The sequence below is a fragment of the Pseudomonas caricapapayae genome (assembly GCF_001400735.1).
In the GTDB taxonomy this organism is placed as follows: domain Bacteria; phylum Pseudomonadota; class Gammaproteobacteria; order Pseudomonadales; family Pseudomonadaceae; genus Aquipseudomonas; species Aquipseudomonas caricapapayae.
In genome coordinates this window covers 29299-53543 of the sequence record NZ_LJPW01000005.1, presented here as the reverse complement: position 1 = coordinate 53543, position 24245 = coordinate 29299, and the positions used below count along the sequence as shown (strand labels likewise).

31 protein-coding genes are annotated in these 24245 nt (G+C 58.0%); 5 read left to right on the top strand and 26 right to left on the bottom strand.

The window, feature by feature from the left end; translation table 11 throughout:
* Positions 1 to 7 precede the first annotated feature (7 nt).
* Together ALO80_RS00785 and ALO80_RS00780 are read right to left on the bottom strand one after the other, a co-directional pair.
* The gene (locus tag ALO80_RS00785) at positions 8 to 3061 is read right to left on the bottom strand and encodes a conjugal transfer protein (protein ID WP_055007574.1); all 3054 of its coding nucleotides are present in this window, start codon (positions 3059 to 3061) and stop codon (positions 8 to 10) included.
* Entirely contained in the window at positions 3036 to 3695 is a 660-nt protein-coding gene (locus tag ALO80_RS00780) for a hypothetical protein (RefSeq protein WP_055007573.1), read from the bottom strand. The genes ALO80_RS00785 and ALO80_RS00780 overlap by 26 nt, the downstream gene beginning before the upstream one ends.
* Before the next feature lie 184 nt (positions 3696 to 3879).
* Between ALO80_RS00780 and relB (ALO80_RS00775) the strand changes: the two genes are divergently transcribed.
* The 4 genes from relB (ALO80_RS00775) to ALO80_RS00760 all read left to right on the top strand — a co-directional run bounded on the left by relB (ALO80_RS00775) (position 3880) and on the right by ALO80_RS00760 (position 5071).
* Entirely contained in the window at positions 3880 to 4080 is a 201-nt protein-coding gene (gene relB / locus ALO80_RS00775) for a type II toxin-antitoxin system RelB family antitoxin (RefSeq protein ID WP_055007572.1), read from the top strand.
* The gene (locus ALO80_RS00770) at positions 4058 to 4333 is read left to right on the top strand and encodes a type II toxin-antitoxin system RelE/ParE family toxin (protein ID WP_055007571.1); all 276 of its coding nucleotides are present in this window, start codon (positions 4058 to 4060) and stop codon (positions 4331 to 4333) included. The genes relB (ALO80_RS00775) and ALO80_RS00770 overlap by 23 nt, the downstream gene beginning before the upstream one ends.
* A gap of 287 nt (positions 4334 to 4620) precedes the next feature.
* Positions 4621 to 4812: a type II toxin-antitoxin system RelB family antitoxin gene (gene relB, locus ALO80_RS00765; RefSeq protein ID WP_004666885.1), complete on the top strand. Its 192-nt coding sequence runs from the start codon at positions 4621 to 4623 to the stop codon at positions 4810 to 4812.
* Positions 4802 to 5071 carry a type II toxin-antitoxin system RelE/ParE family toxin gene (locus ALO80_RS00760; protein WP_055007570.1) on the top strand — a complete coding sequence of 90 codons (270 nt, stop codon included), beginning with the start codon at positions 4802 to 4804 and terminating at the stop codon, positions 5069 to 5071. The genes relB (ALO80_RS00765) and ALO80_RS00760 overlap by 11 nt, the downstream gene beginning before the upstream one ends.
* A gap of 43 nt (positions 5072 to 5114) precedes the next feature.
* Here the strand turns inward: ALO80_RS00760 and ALO80_RS00755 are convergent, their stop codons facing one another.
* The 21 genes from ALO80_RS00755 to ALO80_RS00660 all read right to left on the bottom strand — a co-directional run bounded on the left by ALO80_RS00755 (position 5115) and on the right by ALO80_RS00660 (position 21442).
* A complete protein-coding gene (locus tag ALO80_RS00755) occupies positions 5115 to 5501 on the bottom strand; it encodes a DUF6750 family protein (RefSeq protein WP_055004016.1) in 387 nt (128 codons plus the stop codon).
* A 76-nt stretch (positions 5502 to 5577) separates the two neighbouring features.
* Entirely contained in the window at positions 5578 to 6120 is a 543-nt protein-coding gene (traQ, locus tag ALO80_RS00750; RefSeq protein ID WP_055004015.1) for a conjugal transfer protein TraQ, read from the bottom strand.
* Positions 6121 to 6128: 8 nt separating this feature from the next.
* A complete protein-coding gene (traP, locus tag ALO80_RS00745) occupies positions 6129 to 6848 on the bottom strand; it encodes a conjugal transfer protein TraP (protein WP_055007569.1) in 720 nt (239 codons plus the stop codon).
* Complete coding sequence (gene traO / locus ALO80_RS00740) at positions 6845 to 8203, bottom strand: conjugal transfer protein TraO (RefSeq protein WP_055007568.1); 1359 nt, start codon at positions 8201 to 8203, stop codon at positions 6845 to 6847. Before traO ends, traP begins: the two co-directional genes overlap by 4 nt.
* Positions 8204 to 8208: 5 nt before the next feature.
* On the bottom strand, positions 8209 to 9267 hold the full coding sequence (locus ALO80_RS28780; RefSeq protein ID WP_083493093.1) for a DotH/IcmK family type IV secretion protein: 1059 nt from the start codon (positions 9265 to 9267) through the stop codon (positions 8209 to 8211).
* 56 nt (positions 9268 to 9323) lie between these two features.
* Entirely contained in the window at positions 9324 to 9989 is a 666-nt protein-coding gene (locus tag ALO80_RS00730; RefSeq protein WP_235812430.1) for a DotI/IcmL/TraM family protein, read from the bottom strand.
* Positions 9990 to 10024: 35 nt separating this feature from the next.
* Positions 10025 to 10378 carry a hypothetical protein gene (locus ALO80_RS00725; RefSeq protein ID WP_055004011.1) on the bottom strand — a complete coding sequence of 118 codons (354 nt, stop codon included), beginning with the start codon at positions 10376 to 10378 and terminating at the stop codon, positions 10025 to 10027.
* 25 nt (positions 10379 to 10403) lie between these two features.
* On the bottom strand, positions 10404 to 14573 hold the full coding sequence (locus ALO80_RS00720; RefSeq protein ID WP_055007566.1) for an LPD7 domain-containing protein: 4170 nt from the start codon (positions 14571 to 14573) through the stop codon (positions 10404 to 10406).
* A 48-nt stretch (positions 14574 to 14621) separates the two neighbouring features.
* Complete coding sequence (gene icmT, locus ALO80_RS00715; RefSeq protein WP_055007565.1) at positions 14622 to 14903, bottom strand: IcmT/TraK family protein; 282 nt, start codon at positions 14901 to 14903, stop codon at positions 14622 to 14624.
* Positions 14904 to 14931: 28 nt separating this feature from the next.
* Complete coding sequence (locus tag ALO80_RS00710; protein ID WP_055007564.1) at positions 14932 to 15177, bottom strand: hypothetical protein; 246 nt, start codon at positions 15175 to 15177, stop codon at positions 14932 to 14934.
* A 36-nt stretch (positions 15178 to 15213) separates the two neighbouring features.
* Positions 15214 to 15765, bottom strand: coding sequence for a phospholipase D family nuclease (locus tag ALO80_RS00705; RefSeq protein WP_055007563.1), 552 nt, complete (start codon positions 15763 to 15765; stop codon positions 15214 to 15216).
* Between the two features lie 200 nt (positions 15766 to 15965).
* Positions 15966 to 16214 (bottom strand): hypothetical protein, encoded by a 249-nt coding sequence (locus tag ALO80_RS00700; protein WP_055007562.1) that lies wholly within the window; start codon positions 16212 to 16214, stop codon positions 15966 to 15968.
* A 37-nt stretch (positions 16215 to 16251) separates the two neighbouring features.
* Positions 16252 to 16416 (bottom strand): hypothetical protein, encoded by a 165-nt coding sequence (locus ALO80_RS31200; RefSeq protein ID WP_159420649.1) that lies wholly within the window; start codon positions 16414 to 16416, stop codon positions 16252 to 16254.
* Positions 16417 to 16425: 9 nt separating this feature from the next.
* A complete protein-coding gene (locus ALO80_RS00695; RefSeq protein ID WP_235812429.1) occupies positions 16426 to 16947 on the bottom strand; it encodes a hypothetical protein in 522 nt (173 codons plus the stop codon).
* 120 nt (positions 16948 to 17067) lie between these two features.
* The gene (gene traJ / locus ALO80_RS00690) at positions 17068 to 18240 is read right to left on the bottom strand and encodes a plasmid transfer ATPase TraJ (protein WP_055007561.1); all 1173 of its coding nucleotides are present in this window, start codon (positions 18238 to 18240) and stop codon (positions 17068 to 17070) included.
* Positions 18237 to 19037, bottom strand: coding sequence for a type IV secretion system DotC family protein (locus ALO80_RS00685; RefSeq protein WP_055007560.1), 801 nt, complete (start codon positions 19035 to 19037; stop codon positions 18237 to 18239). Before ALO80_RS00685 ends, traJ begins: the two co-directional genes overlap by 4 nt.
* The gene (locus tag ALO80_RS00680) at positions 19034 to 19507 is read right to left on the bottom strand and encodes a DotD/TraH family lipoprotein (RefSeq protein ID WP_055007559.1); all 474 of its coding nucleotides are present in this window, start codon (positions 19505 to 19507) and stop codon (positions 19034 to 19036) included. The genes ALO80_RS00685 and ALO80_RS00680 overlap by 4 nt, the downstream gene beginning before the upstream one ends.
* 36 nt (positions 19508 to 19543) lie before the next feature.
* Entirely contained in the window at positions 19544 to 20035 is a 492-nt protein-coding gene (locus ALO80_RS00675; RefSeq protein ID WP_055007558.1) for a lytic transglycosylase domain-containing protein, read from the bottom strand.
* Between the two features lie 2 nt (positions 20036 to 20037).
* Positions 20038 to 20310, bottom strand: a complete 273-nt coding sequence (locus tag ALO80_RS00670) for a hypothetical protein (protein WP_055007557.1) — start codon at positions 20308 to 20310, stop codon at positions 20038 to 20040.
* Between the two features lie 17 nt (positions 20311 to 20327).
* Positions 20328 to 20534, bottom strand: coding sequence for a hypothetical protein (locus tag ALO80_RS00665; protein ID WP_055007556.1), 207 nt, complete (start codon positions 20532 to 20534; stop codon positions 20328 to 20330).
* A 374-nt stretch (positions 20535 to 20908) separates the two neighbouring features.
* The gene (locus ALO80_RS00660; RefSeq protein WP_055007586.1) at positions 20909 to 21442 is read right to left on the bottom strand and encodes a transcription termination/antitermination NusG family protein; all 534 of its coding nucleotides are present in this window, start codon (positions 21440 to 21442) and stop codon (positions 20909 to 20911) included.
* Between the two features lie 244 nt (positions 21443 to 21686).
* On the opposite strand from ALO80_RS00660, the gene ALO80_RS00655 reads away from it, so the two are divergent.
* On the top strand, positions 21687 to 22028 hold the full coding sequence (locus ALO80_RS00655) for a helix-turn-helix domain-containing protein (protein WP_055007555.1): 342 nt from the start codon (positions 21687 to 21689) through the stop codon (positions 22026 to 22028).
* Here the strand turns inward: ALO80_RS00655 and ALO80_RS00650 are convergent.
* The 3 genes from ALO80_RS00650 to ALO80_RS00645 are packed head-to-tail and all read right to left on the bottom strand — an operon-like array spanning position 22025 to position 24244.
* Positions 22025 to 22252, bottom strand: coding sequence for a hypothetical protein (locus tag ALO80_RS00650; protein ID WP_234829153.1), 228 nt, complete (start codon positions 22250 to 22252; stop codon positions 22025 to 22027). The two genes, ALO80_RS00655 and ALO80_RS00650, sit on opposite strands and share 4 nt — an antisense overlap.
* Positions 22253 to 22289: 37 nt before the next feature.
* Complete coding sequence (locus tag ALO80_RS28775; protein WP_083493092.1) at positions 22290 to 23261, bottom strand: oligopeptide/dipeptide ABC transporter ATP-binding protein; 972 nt, start codon at positions 23259 to 23261, stop codon at positions 22290 to 22292.
* Positions 23258 to 24244 carry an ABC transporter ATP-binding protein gene (locus ALO80_RS00645; protein WP_055007553.1) on the bottom strand — a complete coding sequence of 329 codons (987 nt, stop codon included), beginning with the start codon at positions 24242 to 24244 and terminating at the stop codon, positions 23258 to 23260. Before ALO80_RS00645 ends, ALO80_RS28775 begins: the two co-directional genes overlap by 4 nt.
* Between the last annotated feature and the right edge of the window lies 1 nt (position 24245).

Here is a 24245-nt window from a genome sequence, read left to right as displayed (position 1 = left end):
CATTGCCTCAAATGTTGTAGCCGCGCCGTTTGATCAACTCGTTGGCCAGCGTGCGAATCACGTTGTTGGAATCCGCTTCACCGGCTTGCTTCTGGCGCAGCTCGATGAGTTTTTCAGCCGTGCCCTGGGGAAAGGCTTCGGCCAGGATGGCGCGAGCCGTGGCACCGCCGACGGCTTCGTACAGCAGACGGCGCAAGGCGCTGTCGGTCGGTGAAGAGTTCAGCGCCCATAGTTCCAGGGGCCCCATGGCGTTTTTCAGAATGCGCGCCAGGGTGCCGCCGCTCTTGATCCGGAACACGCCCAAAAACGGTACGCCGCTGCCATCCGCGGCAGGACCTGAACCTAAACGCTGAAAGCGCTGCTGGGTGACCTTGGGCACCTTGAAGGTTTCACTCAGGAGTGCTTCATCCTTGGGGTCTAACTCCATCATGTACAGCGAGTTGGCCGAATTCAGAATGGCCACCGGGAAGTCGCTCACGTACTGCGAGGACAAGACCGTGCGTATACCGAACTTGCGTTGCTCACGGTCTTGCGTTTCCAGCATGGGAAAGATGAAGGGCACCTTTTTCGCATTGTGCAGCTCGTCGTAGATCTTGGATTTGACCTCCTGATCCAGCTGCTCCAGGCGGTCGAGATGCAAGGGGTGGTAAAGCGCAGGTACTGCCTGCAACAGCTCATCCCTGTACTGAGGCAATACAAAATCGCCCCCCGCCACCTGGCCTGCAAACAGGAACATGATTCCGGTTTTAAGGTGGCCGGCATTGGAGTCATCGCCCATGACATTATTGAGGTCGATGGCGATCACCCGCGTGCGTGGATTGATCAAAAACCGTGTACGTCCGGCCAGCATCTTGAAGGCTCTACAGGCGTCCGTCATGCAGCGCTGCAGGTACTCCAGCAACAGCTCCTGACTGCCGTCGCGTTGCACCCGACCGTAGGCGCTTTCAACGTCTTCATGGTTCAAGAAGGTGGTCATGTCGGCCAGTTCCGGCACTGCTTCAAACTGGGCCCGTTGCGCTTCGTTGACAAAGCCTGCTTCAAACAGCAGATCGCGCACCTCATACCAGGTGCTGCTGTCCCACCACTGGGCCGGGTAGCATTCGATCAAGCCGCTTTTATCCAAGGCGGTGTCCACTTCGGGGACGACCCCATGCGCCCAGGGCCTGGGACTGATGTCGGCATTGGCGGTGTAGGCCATGCTGATGATGCGGTCCAGTATCTGCCGGGTATCACGCTCGTTTGGCGGATTGCCGGTGGAAGGATCGATGCACATGGCCGTGAGCATGCTGATGATCCAGTTACGCTCCGGTGCGATGGGGGAGCGTGCGCCCAGCTGGATATCGAACAGGTTCCGGCAATGCTGAGCACTGTTCTGCAGCACGATCCCCACGACCTCGTCCTTGCGCTCCGGCGGCAGACTGTCGCGTAGCAAGGCGACTTGACCTTGCATCGAGAAGCCTTTGTCCACCCCTGCCATGAACGGTAATCGCTGCTGGGCGCTGGACACCATGACATTGCCCAGCTTGTTCAACAGCACCGACTTGCCCAGGCCCGAAGAGCCGCAGACCACACTGGTGAGCTTGTTCTGCTGGGTGGTGGCCAGACCGACCGGATAGAGCTTGCCATCGAGCGTGGAGAACAAGGCGTTGCCGTCTTCCTGCCACGCCGAGGCCGGGCGGGTCAGCGGTAACAGGTTCAGCGCCTCGGAAAGCGGCGGATACAACAGGTGCGGACCACTGCCCTTGCTGGAAGCCACCAGGGTCGAGGCCCATGCGCGTACCGGGTTGCCGAAGGTTTGCGTCACCTCGCACACTCCCCAAGCCTGAAAGGCCTGGGTCAACAGCGTCAGGTTGCGCGTGACCGTAGCCTGACTGTCACCCCAAGTGGACGCCATGATCGTCATGACGCACACCGGCTCCTGCTGCTCAACGGCCATCAGCGTTTCGATGGAATTCCACACAGGGCGAAGCGCCGGCACAAACGCAATGAAATTCAGCGTGTTTTTCTTCACCCCTAACGACTTGATCCCACCCGGCATGATGTCCATGCGCACCCGCCAGGGTACGCCTCGGGGGACCAACGCTTTGAGCTTGGCAAAGGTCTGCGGCGTCTGCGGCCCCAGAACCACCGACAGGCTGCCATGCCACATCCCGTTGACGCACAGCTTGTTGCCGTTGGTTTCCATGTCCTGGTTCATCAGCTGAAAATTGAGCTGAGGGGCCAGAAAAGGGGTGTGATCGTCGCCGTTACGCACACCGTGCGGGGTGATCGGATCATCAGGGAGCAGCGGGTACCAATGCTCACTGGTCCCAAGCCGGTCCACTTGAGCGCGCAGCGCCTGGCCCACCGCGTGGGCATCGAGCAGTTCCATCAAGACGCCTTGGCCGTCATCACCGAAGGCACCTTCAACAGCGCTCATGAAGGCGTCGTGACGAATTTTCAGGCCGGCCATTTCAGCCAAGACAGGGTTTTGCCCAAACCGTGCGTCCGGGCTTTGGCCGATCATCTGCTTGAGATGGCGGTTTTCATCGACCAGCTCATGGGCCGAGAGCGCCTTGCGCCCGGTGTAACACACCAGGTAGCAGCGTTCGCGCGAGACCCAGGGGGCCAGCTTTTCCACGTTCTCGTCCAGGATCGGCGTCAGGTCGATGCCCGTGCGCTTGACCGAGGCGTATTGAGGGATCAGCAGGCGCTCGACTTCCTCACGGCCCCGCTCCTGGTCATCTTCGAACACCAGGCTGATTTTGTGCCCATGCCGGCGATAGTGGGCTGTCAGGGCGTGCGTCATGCGCTCCAGGCGGCCGGCCCAGGAATAAGGGGCCTCCAGAGGTGCGGCTTCGTCGGTGTCACAAAAACTGCCGGCAACGGCATACACCGAGCAGTAATCGCCATCGTCGTTGACCAGTACATAGGGAGCGTTGAGGGCTGGGTGGCGGGTGCGGTCGTCATCCTTCAGACGCAGCACCGTGTTCAGGTCGCAATAGTCGGGCAGGTCCCGTGACACGGCAAACCGGGAAGTTTCAGTGATCAGGTCTTCAACCCAACGGATCAGGCTCGGCATAAAAGTCACTCCGGGTGTAGGTGTCCCAACTGCGGGAGGTGAGCGCTGACGCAACGGTTTTGCCGGTGGGCAGCAACAACGTCAGATCGGCAAACATGTCAGCGGGCAAAATCAGGGCGCAGCCCTCAAGGCGGGTTTGCAGCGCCAAGCGCTTGTGGGGGGCAAGGCGCTGCAGAGCCAGTGCGAACTCCCCTGCGCGCGCTGTGCCCCAGGCCTGCTCCACTTCCCGGCCATGTCGAGCCAGCCAGAGCAAAACCCTTTTGCCTTGGGCACGCTGCGGGCGGGTGCCGCCCAGAATGGCAATCAGTGCACGGCGCTGCAGGTGATGCACGTCGGTCATGGCCATGCCCGGCAGGTAGGCCAGAAGCCCATGCGCCGCCGTAGGGCTGTCCAGATGCCCGGCCAGGTAACACAAGGTGCAAACCGCATGGGAGGCGGTGAACCCTGATCGAGCCCCCTGCCACAGCTTTTCGGTCCACAGCCCACAGCAAGCGCATTGCTCACCCGGCATTGCCGTCGGCACCGGTGTTTCGGGCTCGCCGCTGATATCAAGCATCAGCGGCGTCAGTGACGGTTGCTCACGGTCAGCTCGAAACGCTGCACTCAAGGGGGTCTCTGATAGATCGACATCCATAGGTTCTCCTTCCGGATTAGTTTCAGAATTTGGAAAAGTCGTGGTTATTTGACGTGCACGGCCAGTCGCCGCAGGTTTGCGTCAGAAATACAGCGGTTGATTGGCAGTGGGGCACCTGGTCCGGTCTAAACGACAGAAAGACCCGGAAGGTTTAAGCTGTTGGGTATCTATATAGGAGGTCTCTATGAGCACCCAACTGTCCCCCATCGTTTCCGAGTTCGAAACGCAGGAACAAGCAGACAGCTACGACCGGTGGTTTCGCGCCAAGGTGCAGGAAGCCATGAACAGCACTAAGCCACGTTTGCCCCACGACGAGGCAATGGCGAAGGTGCAAGCCGCTTTAGCAGAGCGAAGGAAGGCCCGTGCTAACAATTCGCTGGGCTGATGAGGCCTCCACCGACTTGGTGGAAATTATCGACTACATCGAGCAGCGCAACCCCATCGCCGCCGAGGCGCTGCACGCCAACATATTGAAGGCCGTTGAAGGCCTTCCATCAGCACCCTACCTGTTCCGCCACGGTCGCGAACCCGGAACGCGTGAATGCGTTTTGCATCCCAACTACCTAGTGGTTTATCAGGTAGGAGCCGACACTATCGACGTGCTGCGCATCCTACATGCCCGCCAGCAATACCCCTAAACGGTAGCCCTGCGATGACGCAGGAAAGGTTGGCCTAGCCCACATCCACAGGCGAAAGGCCGACATTTATGTTCAAGGGGGTCTCTGATAGATCGACATTCATAGGTTCTCCTTCCGGATTAGTTTCAGAATTTGGAAAAGTCGTGGTTATTTGACGTGCACGGCCAGTCGCCGCAGGTTTGCGTCAGAAATACAGCGGTTGATTGGCAGTGGGGCACCTGGTCCGGTCTAAACGACAGAAAGACCCGGAAGGTTTAAGCTGTTGGGTATCTATATAGGAGGTCTCTATGAGCACCCAACTTTCCCCCATCGTTTCCGAGTTCGAAACGCAGGAACAAGCAGACAGCTACGACCGGTGGTTTCGGGCCAAGGTCCAAGCATCACTCGATGACCCGCGTCCCAACATCCCCCACGATCAGGTGATGTCTGAAATGCGTGCACTCATCGAGTCCAAGAAGAATAAGCATAATGCTGGTTGAGTGGCGTCCCGAAGCACGAGCCGACCTCTGGAGCATTTTGAACTACATCACGGATCAAAATCCGATGGCAGCCGAGAGGCTGAACCAGACTATTGAGGCGGCTACAACGGCCCTTCCACAACACCCTTATCTATACCGATTTGGGCAAGTTTCTGGTACTCGGGAAATGGTCGTACACCCCAATTACGTAGTGGTTTACCGGGTGACTGATCGAATTGAAATCGTCAACGTCCTCCATGCCCGCCAGCAATACCCCTAAACGGTAGCCCTGCGATGACCGAAGTCACCGCAGGAGGGTTGGCTTAGCCCACATCCACGGGCGTCAGGCCGACCTGCGCTTGCGAGCGCTTGATGATTTCCGGCACAACCACCAGGCATACCCCGAACAGGATGGACGCGATAATCGCGCCGGTTTTGATCTGCGGGTTGTCCTTCTTGTTCTTGGCCGCGATTAGCCCACCGATCACGAAGATCACACCGGCAAACTGGGCGATGGTCAGTGCAGATTTCTTCAGCGACGTGGCGCCCACAGCTGCCGAGCTGCCCATGCCGGCAATGTCGGCACCGGCAAAAGCCAGCACCGGGTTGGCAGCCATCGCGGCCGTCAGGCCCTTCAACACACGTTGACGCAAACCGTCTTTGAAAACCGACAGGCGAACAGCAGCGCACAGCATTACGTCTTTGGACATAGCCAACTCCTAATAGATTGATCAGTTCGATGTAACAATTGAAGGTGCGCCTTGGCGCGTTGGGTTCCCGCCCCGCTTACAGCAGGCCGAGAGACTTTTGCAGGGCGCTCAGCAGGTACGGACTGCACACGCAAAAAACGCCCAGAATAAACTTGAGGGTGCCGCTTGAAACATCCTGACTGGCCGACAGGCCGGTATGCCCGTCCTTAAACGAGCGCTTCCAGGAGAGCATGCCTTGCAGCGCGAACCAGACGCCCAGCATGCGCACCAGGCTCAACACGGCGTTGGCCGCGTCTGCGGCCACCCCAAAGGTGCCCACATCCACGTAGCTGATGGCGTCGAAGGTTGCACCCTGCCAACCAAGCTGACGCGCGGCGGCACCGATCATTTGATCGAGGCCGACCAATCCACCGCAGAGCAGTAACACGGCGATGACCTTGCCGCCGCCTTCGGCCTGGCCAGGCGCTTTGCGAGCCGTGCTGGCGTGAGTCGCAAGATAGATCACCGCGCCCGTGACACCCAGCAACCCTCCCAGGGTAAAAGCCAGGTTGACGAAGGAACTCAGCACGTTGTGGGACAGATTGACCAACATTTGAATCGCGTCAGTACTGCCGCCCATGATTTACCTCATTTGATTGTGCCCGCGCTGGTCAGCACTTCGCGGGTCTGGGGATTGATGCCGGTGACGGTCACCTGGCCCAGTTTTTCACCGGCACTGACGGCCCAGGTCTTGTCCTGCCAGTACACCCAGGCCATGCCGTTCTGAATGGCTTGCACGCGCATGCCATTCAACGGCGAACGTGCGTTGGCGACGGGCTTGCCGGTCTGTTGAGGCGGCGCTGTGGTCATCGCACTAGGTCGTCCTTCCAGGAAAGACACACGTGCCGACAAGACGCTGTTTTGCGCTTGTGCCTCGCTCAATTGCTGTTGCAGCGCCTGTTGCGCAGCCCCCTGAGTCTTGACCGTTTCGGCCAAGCGCTGGATCGCGGTGCGATTAACCTCTGCGTAGGTACGCACCCCGCCGATCATGGACGCGACCTCGTTTTTGAACGGGCCCAAATCAGACTCGGCAGCGGCGGCAGCAGGGTGGGTACTTGACTGTTCAGCAGGCAAGGGCTGCTGTTCCAAGTCATTTTCAAAAGCCAGACGATTGACTGACGCGCTTTTTTCGGGGCCAAACAAGTACCAGCCGACCAGTGCCAATAACAGGGCAATGCCGATCAGCCAGGGGAGTGAAAGCCCCATGACAATAGGGCGTTGCCACACTTTAGGGCTGGGAGCCGGGGTGGGGGCCGGCCTTTCAATCGTCGATGCCTTGGGCTCTGCTGTGGAACTGAACTCGCTCATGGTTGACTCTCCTGCAGCTTGCGCTGCGCCTGGATTCGCGTCTGGGTCTGTGCACGCCATTGATCAGGCGTCAGCGGTTGGGCTGGGGACTGGGGTTGGGCCGACATGACGGCCTGAGCGGGTGCCGCAGGTTGCACCGTTTCACCGCTTCGCCCAGGAGCCACGGCATCACCGGCGTATACGCCTCGCATGAACTGAATAGCGACCACCTGCCCCTTGAACACATTGACCTGGGTGGCCGGGGTGCGGGCGGCGTCTTCTGTCAGCACTTTGGCCGCCTGACCAGCGGCACCGCCCAGAATGGTGCCGGCGACGGCGGTTCCATCCGGCATGCCTGGTCGGGCGGTCTGGGTGGAAAAGCCGTTGCTGAGCACCTGGGTATTGGCCTGTGAGTACATGTCGCTGATATTGCCGATGCCGCCCAGTACCGCAGGCAACACAATGCGTGACATGTAGCGGTGGTTCACTTCAGAGGCTACGTTGGCCAACAAAGTGTCGTCCTGAAGCGCGTAGGCATCGACTTTGTAATTGACGCCTTTGAAGGCCATTTCAGTGAAGTGGATCACCACCCCATCGCCCGCCAACCTGGCACCCTCGGGGGCCTTGAGTACAGCGCCGGCATACGGGCCGGACAGCTTGCCCAGCACCGGCGTGGTGCTGTTGTCCGAGTCCACACCGATATCGATCACGCCGGCCCCGCGCCAGTACGGCGGCACCACTTCGACGGGTGAATACGGTTGTGCGGTACTTTGGGTGGAAGCGGTTTTCAGCTTGCCACCTCCCGGCAGGGTTTCACTCCAGCTTTCATAGCCCCCGGCAGAGCCCGCCGTCGTATCGCCAGCGCCATTCAAACCGTTACTCCCCCCTAAAACATGGGCAAAGACCAGTCCAGACTGCCGCTCTTGGGGTTTGGTTTCAGGGTTGATCCGTTGAAGCAATGCCTTCAGACGCGGATCCTCTTTCTTCTCGGAGTCCTTTGCGTTCTCGTCCTGGTAAGTACGGCTACGCCGGGCGGTGGGCTCTGGCTGAGGCGCAGGCTTGGCCTTTGATACAGGCAGCATCACGCTCGTCTGCTCCATGGGCATACTGGCAATGAAACTGCTGTTTTCGTTTTTAGCCGTGCTGGCCCCTTCCTGGTTGTATTGCTTGAGCAGGTCGCGATAGGCCGGGCTTTCCGTACTGTGGCTGCGCGAAGCCTGTGCCACTCGACCCAGGTCTACCTTCGATTGCGCCGGCGCAGGCCTGGCCAGCCAGTCCCAAAGGCAATAGGCACCGCCAAGAACGACTACCAACACAGCTCCAACCAGCGTTACGGTGAGTTTCATGTCGCGCTTGGCATCGTTTTCGTTTGCCATGGTGGTTACTCCAAAGCGACGTTGAGGGCCGCTGTATGGCCCATGACCGAGAACGACACATAGGGCGTCACGGGTAATTTCCACAGATGCGTACCGTCAGCCGACGACAACGTGGATTCGAACTCGTCCCGGATATCAGCCCGCGTGCGGATGTACAGGTCGTCGCCCATTTGCCACACCGTGGTGTCTGGCACGTTGCCGGTGGTTTTGAGTTGTTTGGCCTCCTTGGGCGGAACGCCATCGAGAAAACCCTGCAGCACCCGATCGTGCAAGCCGATACGGACCTCGGGAGCCGCGCCTGGCTGAGCCCCTGGCCCACGCCTGGGCACACGTAAGTCCAAGCGACTGTCCACTGTCCACGTATGGGTTTGGGTATCCGACTCCCCGCTGCTGACGTTGAGCATGATCGGCACCGCTAACCCTTCCAGGTAAACCGTGACGTTTCCGCTGGCAAACGGCTTTTCGGCGTACAAGACCATGACCGGGCTATTGGGTACGTAATACGGCGTGATGTCGGGGTTGCCACTGATGGGCGCTGCGCCCAGTTTCCACGGCGCCCCGGTGCTGTCGATAAAGGTCAACGAACTGGGGTAGTTCACCGCCGTGCGAACCAGCGGCAAACTGGCCCCCGGAGACAGATTCACCGTCTGCGCGCTGATTCTCGGCACAATGGCGACCTGCGGTGCGGCCATGGCTTTGTCAACCTCTCCCACCTGACCGCGCAGTTGCCGAATCTCTTGGGTCGTCAGCGGAGAAACACTGTCCTGGGCCTGTTGATAAAGCTCGGATGACGGTGGCGGAAGCGGATCATTTCCAGACGATGGCTGAGCCGGTGCAGCATTCACATGACCATTACCTTGTGCCGGCGCTCCGGCTTTCTGTGCTGCTGGGTTAACACCCACGCCCGTAGCCCAGCCCGAGGGTGTAGCCCCCACTGCCCCCGTAGCAGGCGTCGCGGGGGGAGCAGCGGATTGAGCAGGAGCGGCCTCTGGGCTGACCGTTTCATCCGCCCAGGCGTAGCCGCCTGCCGCTAGCCATAGGGCCAGCGCAATTGAAGTTTTCATAGGAGGTTCCTGTCTAGCGGAGCCGATTAAACGCGCACCAGATGCACCAGTGCGTATCAGTTAGCGTTGGTGGTGATGACCTGGGTGACTTCAAGACCGGCGCTTTTCACACGAACGTCCGTCTGCTGAATGCGCAGCGTAAAAATGAAGCGTTGAGGCGGACTTCCAGATTGCTGACCGTCCAGCTTCAACGTCACGGGGTACTGATACTCCCAGGCAAACTTGTCCCCGATCGTCCCGCTACCGCGAATCACTCCTGGACCCACATCCACCCAAAGGTTCATGCGCTGATCCTTGACCGCTTTGAGCACGTTGGAGGCCACCAAGGCTTTGTAATAATCCTCAAAGCCCACTTCCGAGTAGCGCTCCCCCAGTTGGGTCATCTGATCGCGGTAATGCACAAAGTCCAGGGTGAAACTCTGGCGAATGGTGTCGGCCCCAAAAGCCGACACATCACGTCTGCTATGCCCGGGTTTGTCGGTTGGGATGATCTGGGTCACCCGCCCCCCCTCGGTCGCGAAGTACTTCACCGGGGGATTGGCGACTTGCCAGCCCAGGTAGCCATTCACGCAGACCGATAGCACCAGTGCAGGGGCCATCCAGAGCACTGCGCTCAGACAGCGATGGGCGAAAGCCGCACCTAACGCCCGGTCACGCTGCAACTGCATGGCATGCTCGAACGTATGCTGATCTTGCGCCGTGGGGAGGGAGGGTTTTTCCAAAGATGCTTCCACCGGCAACTTTTCTGATGAGTCCGTCACAATGAACCTCCTACCGACTGCCAAGGGTCCGAGCCGCTGGGGATGTGGCTGTTGACCTTGTCCACCGCCGCCTGGCAGACCTGATCGACCACCTGGTTCATCAGGTCTTCCAGGCTTGGGAACGAGGGAAGGCTGGTGCTGGTAGTGCGAATGCGCGACAAGCATTCCTGGAGTTCGTCTGAGACGGTGCGCTCGCGTTCTGCCCACACATCCGACGCCTTCCTGGCCCGCTCATACGCAGTCTGACTGCCCACACTGGCCGCTTGTCCGGAGCGGCACACCGCTGCGCTTCCCACAGCGGGCAGGCAGCACACGGCCATCAGCAGTGCACCGCACATGCTTTTCTTCATGATGAGTTCCTTTGCTGTTTGCGTTTTACACCGGGCGTGGATCGCTCGGCTGTACTGACGGTGCCGCTGTGGGAGCTGACTTTGGGAGAACGTTGTCCTCTTTCCAGCGCTCATTGAAGCCCAGTAGGGAATGCAAGGCCGGGGGCACCTCGCCTGGCGCATCAAGCTTGCCAATGCGCACAGCGCTGTCGCCTTCAAGCTTGAAGGCAATGTGCTCTCGCGAAACCGGCTCGCCACCTGAGCGGTTGATGCCATTGCCCGTGCCGATCGGCTGCAGGCCCTCAGGCGTAATGGCGTTAAACACCATCGACGGCCCATCGTCACGGCCAGGCAAACTCACCAACACATGCTGAATCTGATCACCCTGACGCACCACACCTTGCAGATAGGGACCGTCACCGCGCACCAGGTACATGTCCAGATGCCCGTCCTGTGACCAACTGCTGATGACGGGTTGTCCCGCTGTGTGGTTGGGGTCGATCGGCGGACGAGGGGCTGACAGTTCATCACCCGTTTTGGCGCTGCCTTCACCGTTTGGGGTCAACCAATACAGGCCATCGGTAGGGGGTGTGGGCATGGGGACCTCCACACCCAATTGCGCAAGCCAGCCCTGTTGCACCACGGCAAAACGCCCGGCGTCATAGGCGCCGAGTTTGACGCCCTCATCCTGGCCAGAACGTACTGCGGGGTTACCCGCGACCTTAAGGGCCCATTGGTTGCGATGGACGTCTTTATCGTCGTAGCCCACGGTGACGCCGTCATTGTTTTTGCGGGGCACCTTGACGGTAACCGGGTAATTGCCCTGCCACTGCAACGTCACCATCTTGCCTGGCTGCACACGGGTTTGGCGCAGCAGCCCCGCCAGTTCCTTGCCCCAAAAAGTCTGGACACCGTTCTTGGTACGCAGTGTGATGAAGGTGCTTTCGGGCTTCTCAGGCTCAAAACGAAACGGTGCCTGGCCACACTTGAGTATCTTGCCCGTCACGCCATCCTTGGCCGCCTGGAAAGGCTGATGAATGGCGGGCGACACCTGCTGATTCGCGGGTGTTGCAGGCTGATCCGTTACTGGAGCTGCCGATGGCGGCTCAATGACCGGAGCTTCGGTCTGTGCCTGTGGCGCAGCGGGTTGTGCCGGCGGGCGTTGCAGACCCTCAACCTCCAGGGGCTGATAAGCAGTACTCACTGGCGCTGACGGAGTCGAAAGACCCGGTGCCGGCGCGGCTTGTTGAGCTTGCGGAGCCTGTGACGGCTGTGGGCCACCATACGGCGGCGGTGTATCACCATGAATGGCATCAAGCGTTACAGGCGGCTGCGTCAACGCATTACGGGCATCGTCCAGCAACATTTGCTGGGCAGGATTCTTCATTTCAACGTTGATCTGGTGCAGAGCGATCAAGCCGATGGCTTTTGCCTTGAATTCATCACTGCCGGTCAGTTCGATGCGCCCCCGGTAGAACCGTGCTGCCGTGAGCAACGCAGCGATTACCTTTTCATCGTCCTGACCGGCGCCCTTGGCCATATCCAGGCGCGACCCACGATCAACGAAAGCAGGCTCGGCATCGAGCTTGTAGAGCACCGAATTGTCACCTTGAACCTCGCGGCTGATGCGGGACAACAGAGCGTCTTTGTCGATGTTGCTGGCTTGCGGTTGTGGCTCGTCAGCACCAATGGGAGCCCCTACAAAGATGGCATCCGGTACGACCGCCGGACCGGTCTTGCGAGCGGTAGAGAAACGACGCGGCAGGGACCCAAACACCGGAGCCTCCCCGTCTGGAAGGCTTGCATTGGCCTCCTCTGGCGCCGTGCCCCTCGGGGCGATGATCGGCTGATCATCAACAATAGCGGAAGTGTCCGGATCGGCCTCAGCCGACGTCTGTTGCTTAACGGGTGGCGCTGCCTCGACCGACGCCGAGGCAGGTTGGGCAGCTTCATCTGACACTTCGGTCCCAGGCGCTGATGCAGGCTTCGGCTCCTCTGCCGGCAATGCTTCGGGCAACGCAGCCGGCGGTGTTGGCTCAGGCTCGATCACCGCCGCAGGTGGCTGAACAGGCACGGCCAATGGCGCTTCGGGCACTGGACCCGAGGCAGGCTGCGGGTCCTCTACAGGCTGGGCTTCGGGCAACGCTACCGACGGTGTTGGCTCCGGCTCAATCGCCGCCGCAGGTGGCTGAACAGGCGCATCCACAGTGCCGCCGGCCAACGGCGCTTCGGTCACAGGCACTACAGGCGGGGTACTTGACTGATCAAGTCTCGTTGCGACTTCATCGCGAATTGACTGGTGGGTTTCTTGCTTATCCTCACTCTCAGCCGTTGATGTTGGGTCGCCAGATTGCACCAGGTCGGCCTGCGGCTGTACCGCTACATCCGGTATCGGCAAGGCAGGTGCGACATCCGGTGCCTGGGTATTCGAATCTTTTGCCATGGGGGTTACCTCGTCGTGCCGCTGAATCAGGGGAGCGGTCTGTTCGCGCACCGCGTCCAGTCCTCGTGATTGGTGAAGGTCGTTGAAGTCCGTGAAACCACGGGCAATTTCGGCGTCGTTGAACGTTGGGTGCAGAACCTGCCCCCCCACCGCTATGGCCGCCTCATTGGCCATGATCAATCCCTTGTTCACCTCCTTGGCATGATCAAAATCGGCCATGAACAGGTGCCGGCTGTCGGGATACTGCTGATGCAGCACCTTGGCCACCGCCACCATGTTGCCGGCGTCGATGGTCATCACCACCGGCAGTTCAGTGGCCAGGTTCAAGCTGCGCGCCGTGGCATAGCCCTCGGCATACAGGATGGGTTTGGCCGGATCGAGCGGGCCGCCCACCACCAGGAAATGCTCTTGTTTGGGGGCATCCTTGAAGAGGAACTTCTCACCCTCAGGAGGGATGTACTGCAGCGTCTTGAACGTTCCCGAGGCATTAAAAAACGGCACCACCAGGGCACCGTTTCGTGTTTGACGAATGTCGGGCGTCGGGGGTATTCCCTTTCGCACCAGGTAAGGGTGCGCAGGATCTGCGGCGGGCAACCGGTCGTAAAGCCTCTCGGCAGCCAACGTCTGCTTGGCGTAGGTAGCGGCGCGATCACGGGCCGCGTCTTCCTGAGCTTGCTTGGCCCCAGCCCGAATGTGCACGCGGGTGATCGGATCAGACTCTCCACCCGTCGCCGCCCAGTTGGTCACATCCTTGGGCGAATCAGCGCGGTGGTAGTTGATGAACCAGCCTGCAGGGCGACGATCCAGAAAACCGCAATAGACGCCGCTTTTCTTGCCATGCTTGTCATCGACCGTCGCGACACGTTGCCGGCTACCGTCCATCACTGGCATGCCTTTGACCAACAGGCCGGCTTGAGTCAGTACATCCAGAAACTCTGATTCGGCGTCACCACCGCCGGCGCGGCGGCTTGGATCAGGCAACCAGGCGTTGATGCGATCAAGGTCACACCCAGGTCTGGCAAACCACAGCTTTTCCTCCTTGTTCCAGGCAATGGCCGCACGACCGTCAGCGAGCCGTCCGGCAGACAGACGCGCTTGTTCACGATCGTCAGGCGGCACGGCCAGCCAGACCGGGTATTCGGAGGTGCGGGGGGCTGCGTCAATCTTGAACTGGGCATTGTCCGACGCCGGGAAGTTCTGTTGCGACCGGCTGCGGTCGTGCATCCCTTCCGCCACCATCGTCGTAAGGTTGATGAGGTCACTGACCTGCATCGCACGCGTACGCTCTATGCAGGTTTCGTGAAAAGAGCGGGCACCTTCCAGAGCATCAGCAGGGGTGTGCTGCTCGATGTTTTCACAGGCAAAGGCAAGCACTTCCTCAGCTTTACGTAAATCGCTAATCCCCGGATAAAGCTGATCTACCTTGGTCCAGAGGGCTGCCGTGCCGGGCTCAGTACGCGCATCAATCAGTGCGTTTAGGACTGCTCTTTTTTCGGCGGGGTTGAAGGTATTGATCCCAAAGTGTCCAAGGATTTCGTGCCTAAGAGATCTTGTAAACTCTTCGTCCTGACTAAAGTTGGCAGTGGCAAAAACGGCTCGTCGTCCTCTAGGATGAAATGAACCGAGGATGGTTCCAGCGGCTTCTCGGGTGGCTTGCGGTCCATAAAGCTCCTCCTGGGTTTCTCTGATTTTGTAGCTGATGGTGGACGCTACCGGGTAGGTCGCACAGAATTCAATAACCAACTTTTTCGCATGATCAATGGTTAACGTCATTGTCTATCGCCTCCATTATGGGCGCCATTTGCAATAGCAGGTTCATCGCTACCCCCGTTCAGTAAAGCGTCGATACCACCAGGGCCGACCGGACAAGCGCTTACCGCGCATCAGGTAAGCCAGTCGCACCACCAGGACCTTGAGCGTCCAGCCAAAGAACGAGAGCAGCCGAAAGCCACCAATAATGGCGGTGATGACGCAGAGCGTGATCATGCTGGGGAAGCGAAACCACGCCAGGTACAACAAGAACAAGGGGGCTGGTATGCCGTACAGATTGAGAAGGCGTGAGGCGTTGCGCCAATAGCCCGGTTGCAGTTGCTGGTCAGACATCGATAACTCCTATGCTGCGGTTGGGCCGCTAGCCCGATTCGTGATCTCCTTTTTTAGCCGGTGCGAGGTCCGGAAACTCAACCAGCAATCCCGTGTTGCCTTGGGCAATGTGTTTCATCACCGCCCGCCTGATGTTTTCACGCACGTGCCCTATCGACACGAAGTACATGCCCCAGGCCTGATCAGGCGTGCAATGGCCTATCTGTTCCTCAATGTCGCGGTAGGCCTTGCATTCCTCTGGGGTTAAACAGCACTGCTGAGCGTTTTGGCACATGACATTTCCTTCCCTAGTCGTTTCAATACACCCTCTTCAGTAAGTCGGCTGATAAGGCTGACCCTGTACCCAGCGTGATTGCCAATGCTCCAGGTAAACGCTGGCCACCGCAGGAACGTCCCTCATCACCACCGCATTTTCGCTGTTGGCCTTGGCGGCCGAGGCCGAGTAGTTGAACGAGCCGGTCTCGACGTTCTGGCCATCAGTGATGATCACCTTGTCGTGCTGAATCTTGTACGCAGCGTTGGTGCGCACCGGGATTTGCGCGTTGGCCAGCAGGTTCATCGCTGCGCGACTGGCCCTGTTTTCGTTGCCATGGGCATCGACCACCACCTGGACATCGACGCCGCGCCGTTTGGCTTGCACTAAGGCCTTGACCACGCTCGGTGAAGTGAAGCTGTAGGCCATCAGCCGTATCTGCTGTCGGGCTTGCTGGATCACATTGAGTACCAACTGCTCAGCGCTGCCCTCGGGTGAAAAACCCACCTCAATTTCCGCCGCCTGAACGGTAAAGGTCAGATGGCACAGCAGCGCCGAGGCCACCAGCCCACGACTGAACGGTCGGGTTAACGCCGATAAGGCAGTCATGACACGGCTCTCTGTTCAAAAGCGCTGGAGACTCCTCGATGCGCTTCTGTTTGTTTGTCTGGACGGTATGAGTTCAATGGCGTGCTCATTTGAAGTGAGTCTCTGCGTAACTGTGCACGTCGCAGAGCCGACGCCGTAATGCGTTGTGCGGGATGGTTGTCCCATGATCAGGATGACCCTGCTGGCCCTGCACCAAAGGCTTAATCATGGTGCGCCCCCTTTGGCAGGGCCTGAGCATTGCGCTGGGCCTGCAGGTTGTTGCTCTCGATCTGGAGCGACATCTGGGTTTTCTGCAGTGCCAGGGCTTGAAGCTGGTTGGCCTGAATCTGCAACAGATTGGTATTGATCAGCAGCAACTGGTCGTTATGCTGCTGGAGTTGGGCCGAAGTAGCACAACCTGTCAGGCAGGTAGTGACCGTAGCGGCCACGAGGATGGCGCGAACATTCATTGTTAAGTCCTTTGGCTGGAGGATTACGGACGTTTTCTTAACGTGGGTTGAACAGGTCAATCTGCCTGTTGGCCGGATCGGCCTTAGGCGCGTTCAGTGGATGACCCAGCTGGCGACGTATCTCGGCCAGCCAAGCCTTGTGAATCACTTGCGAGACGATGGATGTTGTATCGGCCTCTCGATGCGCTCGTGCTTGTTGCACCAAACTCAATCATGGCGTGGCACCCTTGGCAGGCTTGCACAGAGCTGCACCGAGATTTTCAGCGGCAACCCTGAGCCATTCGTTTGCATCACGCATGGCACCGGCGTCTATGGCTGTGTCGGTCTTGTCCTGGCGGCACAACATGAGAAATTCATAGGCTTTCTTGACCTGATCGATCTGCTCCCGACTATCCTTTTCCGACCCAGCCAGTTCGGCCTTCAGCTGCTCTATCTCGGCCTGGAGCGAGTCGACAATTTTCGGAGCCTTGCCAGAACCAATTGGCGAAGCTTGCACCATTGTTGCCAGTACCTGCGCCATGTCGTTCCACGAAACACCTATGAACTTTCCATCAGGAGCGCACAGCTCCAGAAACTTCTCTCCGCCGCGCAGGCACATGAGATGCGTCGGTTCAAAGATGGATTCGAATCGGGCGATTTCGCCTTGCAGGAATTTGATCCGGTCCCGACTGCCTGCCAGGAGGCAGCGAAGTGTCTCTATCTCTTCGTCTATCTCTTCGAATTCGTTGCTCATTTCAATTCCTTCGCGCTTTGCGCATAGAGGGCCTGACGCTGCGTCGAGCAGTGCTTCCACCCGAACTGGGCCGCGCCTTGTTTGCCAGACTGGCGGAACTGAACTGCACCAGAAGCTCAATCATGGCGTGGCCCGCTGTTCGAGTTCCCGCAATTGAGAGGCGGTCATGGCCACCGCCAGTTCGCGCCGGTCAATGCGTCCGTCCAGGTGAAGACGCCAGGCATGATCAGCGAAGCGTCGTTGCTCCTGGCGAATGATGGCGTCGATATGTCGGCCCCATTCGGGGTAAGGCATGCTGGCCAGCTTGGCGCGCAGCGCATCGTCGAAGACGATGTATTCGCGCACGGCCTGGCGTTTGCCATCAGTGGTGCGCAGCAGCTTTTGCACGATGATGTATTGCAGAACGCTCAGTAGATCGTGGGCCGTAGCTTCGCGCATTTCCGAGGGCACCATGGTCAGGCAGCGAGGAATGGCCTCTCCAGGTGAATGGATGTGCAAGGTGCTCAGGTTGAAGTGGCCCACCTGGCCCGCCAGAACAGCCGCCTGGAAGGTCTCCAGGTCTCGCATTTCCCCCACTCCGATAATCGACGGTGCCCGGCGAAGGTCTGCTCGGATGCCGTCGGCATAGTTGTCAACGTCTCGCCCAATCTGCAGCTGCGTCGTGGGCAATACATCCCCTGGCCGCGCGAGAATGAACTCGATCGGGTCTTCGATCGTGGTCACCTTGCGGTCAGGATCGGTATCCAGGCAAAAGCGGTAGATACCCGCTGCCAAGGTACTTTTACCCGACCCCGTGATTCCACCAATGAGCCCCAGCCCATTGGAGGGCAGCAACGCCTCGAACAGATCCTGCTCCAGCCCCATCTTCGTTAGATCCGGGATATCAGACGGAATGATCCGCATCGTCAGGGCTATGGTGGTGTCCAGCCGTCCAGCAGTGGCCTGCACGAAGTTGCAGCGAAAGCGCAATCGCTCGCCACGCCCCAGGCCGTAGCGCTGGTTAATGTCGCCATCCAACTGGATGGCCCGGTCTACAGGGCGCCCCCCGCGTACCATCGGCCGAATCTCAGGGCTGAACAGCTCATCGAGCAGCTTGGACCAGGTATCGTCGGCCAGCACAAAACGGCTGGCCTGGCGCAAGCGGCCCTGATGCCCCACCACCAGGTGGTTACCGCCCTGGATGTGAATGTCGCTGGCGGACTGCCGTGCACACCAGACGAAAAAATCGCGCAAGGTGTCTTCATTAAGTCCCTCTTCAAATGCGTAGGGGGCAAAATCTATCGTCTGTGTCATGGCTGCACCTTGCGTACCACCGGATGCCACTGAGTTTTGTCAGGAACAAAGCCGGCGTTCTCCTTGAGGTTGCGGACGCGATCCCCCGTGGTCAGCTTCTGACGATCCCCCGTTACGGTCTGCTGTTGGTCCGTAACGACCGGCGCCGTGACGAACCCCTGACGCAGTAACTGCGAGTACATCAGCATGCCCCGGTAATCACGGGTCAGGCGGTTGAAATTGGCTTCAAGGGTCTGGTCGGCACTTTGCCGTCCTTCACCCCAGCCCTGACGAACTGCCGCTTGCCATAGCGCCTTCTGCACACGGTTTTCAGGCGTGATTGACACCGTGTCGTCAGTGCCCGCCGATGACAGTCCCGCCATCAGCCAGCTGCGCCATGACGGCGGGTTGCTGACGAACCGTTCGGGCACGATGATTTCGTAGACATGGCTTGCGGTGCGGATCTGCCGTGGCGTGATATGGGCCACATCCACGGCCTCGTCGATCACAGGCGGTAGCCAGCCTTCGCGGCTGATCAGGGTGCGAAAGTCATACAGGGTATCGAGCCGCCCGATCTGCCCGTCCAGTGCCTGGCGTAACTCCCACGCTCGCTCAGCCTTACCGCCGCGAAACCCTGTGTTGCGCCCTGATTCCTCAAGCAGCTGTTGGCGCGATTCGGACACGTCCGCTGACGGCGGATCAGCAGGCACCAAATAGCTTTCCAGTGACGCCGGCGTGTCGGTGGTTGTGGTGGGTGGCGTATGCGCACACCCTTGCAGGCCCTGCAGCAGGGCAAGCGCCAGAATGGATTTTTTCACTGACGCCCTCCCACCTTTCTGACAGGCTCTGCCTGCGCAAAGGCCAGGGTCAGTTGCCCTGGAAGCTGAGTCAGGGTCGCACGCCAGGCCGTTTGCATCTCGATCAGGCGCAACAGATTCGCATAGGTGATGCCATTGACCTTGAGGTTCACCGGTAAAGGCAGGCGCACACCGGTCCAGGCAAACTTCTGGCCGCGCTGGCGGGCCAGATGGGACAGCAACTCGATCGCATCACCGCTCCAGTCAACGGCCACCAGGTCGCCCTGAGCACTGATAGCATCGGCAGGCAACGTTGACCGGGTATTGATCGCACCTTCCATCCAGAGCGTTTCTTGCTGTAACGCAACCCGATCAAGCACCGGCGCAGCCCTGGCAACTGACGCAGGAGCCGCCGGCGGTTTCTCACAAAAACTCTGGCAGCCAGACAGCAGCAATGCCGCCGCCGGCGCAGCCCAAAGGGAGTATTTCATCGATAGTCTCCTGACACCCCGAACCGGGCGCAGTCATTAGCGGATAGCGAGGTGGGCCGGTGCAGCGCCCAATGCTTTAAGGCGGTTGTAGAGGTTGCGCACTTGCTGCGCATACTGCAGGCGCCGTTGCTCCTGGCGTGACGAAGGATCAAAGCCTGCGTTATACGACCCCAGGCACCGCCAGGTATTGCCGCACACGCGAAGGTGTTGGGCCAGTACCCATGCCCCAGCCTGTACGTTGAAGCAGGCGTTGGTGAGCAAGTCCTCCGCACGCTTGATCAGCCCCATGCTGACCAGGCGGTTAGCATTACCCGTGCTGATCTGCATGACGCCATAGTCGGTGCTGAGCACGTTTCCAGACGAATCGCGGTTAAGGTTCACAGTACCAGGCTGCAGGTTGCTTTCCTGTATGGCGATCGCTTGCAGCAGCAACGGATCAACCCCATAGCGCCGGGCAGCCTCCTGGAAACAGAAAGCAGAGGCCTGCAGCGGTATCGACAACACCAAAACCAGCCATAGGCAGCGCATGGCTAACCCCCAGTAACAGGCACAGGCCTGACCGCAGGTTTGACTGCGCGAGCCGGTGCTTTGGTGGTCGGTGTGGCCGGTGCCGACAGGGGGGTGAAGGACGGAACAGCGCTGGTCTGGTGCAACCGGCGTTGCGCCAGACTGACCGAAGACGCGCTCAGCTGGATCTGCTCGTCCACCCACTGACCCGCCGGCTTCTGTGTGAACGGGGCCGCTGGATGGCTGCACCCTGACAAATAGATGAGCAGTACGGAAAAAAGGAGTCTCTTTTGCATTGCGGCCTCCCGAATGACTACCTTTTGGAGTCGTCGATCATTTTTTGGATGGCCGCTTCCAGGAAGTTATCGATGACGTAACGAGCCACTTTGGAAGGGGAGATTTGCCGAGGGCTGTTGGTTTCATAACTCACCCGTATGGCGGCTTTGTTCAGAGCATCGACCCTGCTGGGTCGAATGTAGACACTGCTGGTCTTGGTGGTCGCATCTTCTGATAACGCCATGGGAACTCCTAAAGGGCTGTGAGAACGCAAAAACACACCGCCAGGCAAGACCCGGCGGTGTTGGCCCGTTGCCCGCTGCTGATTACAGGGCTGGCCGGTCATCGTCGTTTGGGGCGGTGAGCTTCCTCCTCAAGGCGTCAATCAGTATCTATCTGTTCGCCTTGGATCACAGGTCCCTACAACATGCACGCTGCAGCTCGTTTGCCCGGATAGGTGGGCAGGGTGCATGAGGTCCGGCCCCCTTAACGCCGAAGCTCAGAGGACTAATTCAAATCGGGTCTGCCCCTTCTACCGATGGGATTCGCCGACAGCCAAAAAAACACCGCCAGGCAAAACCCGGCGGTGAAATGGGAAATCGTGGGAAGTGGTAATGCCTAGGCGGCACGTACCCTCGAGTAGCAAAGGGTTCCGTGACGCCTGACAACGCGTTCCAGCGCTGCGTCCTGGGCCAGGAGCGCAAGAAAAGCCGCTCTACGCGCAGCATCAGACTTCATGTCGATGATCAGACGCAGCGTTTTTTCCAGCTCTGTCGGCAAATTACGAAACTCGATGCAGTCAAGCTGACGGTTAGAACGAACCAAGGCAGCGGCTTTTAATTGCTCGACCGTAGCGTCCTGCACAACACAGGCCCTACCGCCAAACTCACAGGAGCTACCGCCAAACTGAACGAACCCATGAGCGCCATTCAGCGCGGTGATCGTCGTCGTGTGCGTGACCTGGGGATCGAAGCGCAGCAGCAGATAGCCAGGAAACAAACGCACCTTCGTCTCTACCGATGAAGGGCGATCCGGACGTTTGCGGTAGGTCGTGCTTTCGGGGGAATACACCTCCACGTCCAACTGTTCGATCAACGTGATAAGTGACTGATGTACAGCAGAATTATGCATCAAAACACGCCAGTTTTTCATGCTCATAACCTTTTGATCAGGCGCTCTTTCGAATTCCCAAACCGCTGAGCGCAGGGGCGAGTGGTGTGCCGATGGAAATCAGCTCCATCTGTGACTGGGCCAGGAATGACCAACAGGTGATGGATTTGTAGGGAACAAAATAAATCAGCTAACAGCAAAAGTAAACACATTATGTACTAAAGATACGCATGTTGCCTTTTTATGAAACCAAGCTTATGAAATTATTGGCTTTTTTGGAGACACTGTGGACACCCTAAGGAGCGTAGTCGGAGCAAAAATCAAGGTTCTCAGGAAAATAGCCGACCTGAGTCAGGCCGAGTTAGCCGCCCTGATAGGGTGTGATGCTCCTATTATCGGACGATATGAAAGAGGCATACACATGCCCAGCATTGAACAATTGATTAAGCTTTCCACTGCCCTGAAGGTATCTCCAGCTGAGTTACTCCCAAATCAAGATGATGAAATCCGACAACAGCTAATTAGCTTAAGATCGCAGCTTTCCCTAATAGGAATGAAAATCGACTCCCCACTAATATTGGAGCAGTTAATTGAGCACGCAAAAAAGCTAGACCCCAACCTAGACTAATCCACGCCAAAAAACTTACTACTTTCAACCGAAAGCTCTTCTATTATGACTTGAATCCTCTTGCATCTAATAGCCTGACACTTAAATGACTCTTCATCTTCATAGACAACATCATCACTAGATATATAATAATATTTGCTTGCCACTTCAGATAGCATATGTAACTCTTTTACTTTTCTTGCTATTTCTTCCATCATACCCTCATCCTCCCCACCAGCTTTCATGCATATTTACCGAGACGAATCAAGACACAAAAATTAATCATTGACTTTGTAAGTTACATCGCACCAGTACTGATTCACACTTTATCAATTTTTGAGGATTACTGCACTCGGATGTATAATAGTTACAGCGAGCCCTGAAAAAACATCCAACTGGTAGTTTGCGGTTACCTGGCAATTCGATAGGAGCCGCAATTGATTCAACATTAGGTACAGCAGCTAACCGCGGTACTGCTTCGAGTAACAGTCGAGTATAGGGATGGCGTGGTCGATCCAAAACTTGAGAAGCGCTGCCAAGCTCAACGATTTGCCCCAGATACATTACCGCTATACGGTTCGACATATGTCGTACTACTGATACATTGTGGGAAATTAAGATATAGGTTAGTTTCCGTGCCGCTTGCAACTCTGCTAGAAGATTTAGTATCTGTGCCTGAATCGAAATATCCAAGGCCGATGTAGGCTCGTCCAGGACAATAATATCTGGATCAGAAGAAAGGGCTCGGGCAATCGCAATGCGCTGCCGTTGACCTCCGGAAAACTGGTGGGGGAACCGGTCTAGGTACTCTGGACGAATGCCAACCTGGGCCGCGACTCTTGCTGCCACATCCCGCATCTGTGCACGTGGGGCAGGGCCTAGCACGTATAATGGCTCAGTGATTATTTTCCAGATGGGAAGGCGTGGATCAAGCGAAGACTGAGGATCTTGTAAAACGATTTGAATGTTACTGCTGTTTTCACCTCGTCGCTCGGCCCAATGCAGCTCACCGCTACTGAGTGGCACCAAGCCCAGTAATACTTGCGCCAATGTGCTTTTACCGCAGCCTGACTCTCCTACAATACCCAATGTTTCACCGGCGTGTACCTGAAGGTCAATGCCATTCAAAGCGTGTGCATATCCACTTGGTCGCCCGAGCCAGTCCTTGCTGACGGGAAAACGAACGCGAACATCGTTCAGTTGAAGAACGGGGGATGCCTTTTTATTAACGGTGTGAATGACGGCATTGTTCATAGCGAACACTCCTTCAGTGGTAGCCAGCACGCGCTTCTATGCTGGTCGCCATCGTTGATTGCGATGAGGTTCGGGCGCTTGGCACAAGAAGGTACGGCGTATGTGCAACGCTCCTGAAAAGTGCAGCCCATTGGCAAGGAGGCTAAGTTCGGAACTTGACCTGGGATCGTCATCAACGACTCACCAGGCTTTACCACTTCTGGAAGGCATCTGAGTAACCCTAGCGTGTAGGGATGCTGTGGATTCCCTATGACATCGGCAGTGCGGCCCTCCTCAACCACAGCGCCTGTGTACATTACGTACACCCTATCGCAGAACTGCGAAACCAATGCGATATCATGAGTGATCAACAGAATGGCGGTGCCCCGTTGCCGAGCTTTTTCTCTTAGCAGAAGCATCACCTGACGTTGCACGGTAACGTCCAGTGCAGTGGTGGGTTCATCAGCAATTAGCAATGTTGGTTCACAGGAGAACGCCAGCGCGATCATTACGCGTTGACGCATGCCTCCGGATAATTCGAAAGGATAGCTCTCCAATACCTGTTCTGGGGTAGCGATGTGCATGTCGCGCAACAGTGCTATCGCCTTGATACGGGCCTCTTGATGGCTTATTTTCTGATGATGGGTGATCACCTCTAGCATTTGCAGGCCGATGCGCCTTGTCGGATTCAGGGCAGTCATTGGCTCTTGGAAAATCATCGCTGCATCGCGACCTCGAATTCTGAGTAGCTCCTTCTCTGAAGCCGCCAACATGTCTCTGCCGAGCATACGTAAGCTACCGGCAGTCACGCGATAGCTGCGCTCCGGCAACAGACGCATGCTCAACATGGCAGTCACCGACTTGCCAGAGCCCGATTCGCCCACGACACCGACGATTTCACCGGGATTGATGTGCAACGACAATCCGTTCAGAGCCTTGACGTTGTTCTTGTAGGCAGGAAATTCCAGACACAAGTTGTCGATGGTCAGTACTGGACTCTGCATG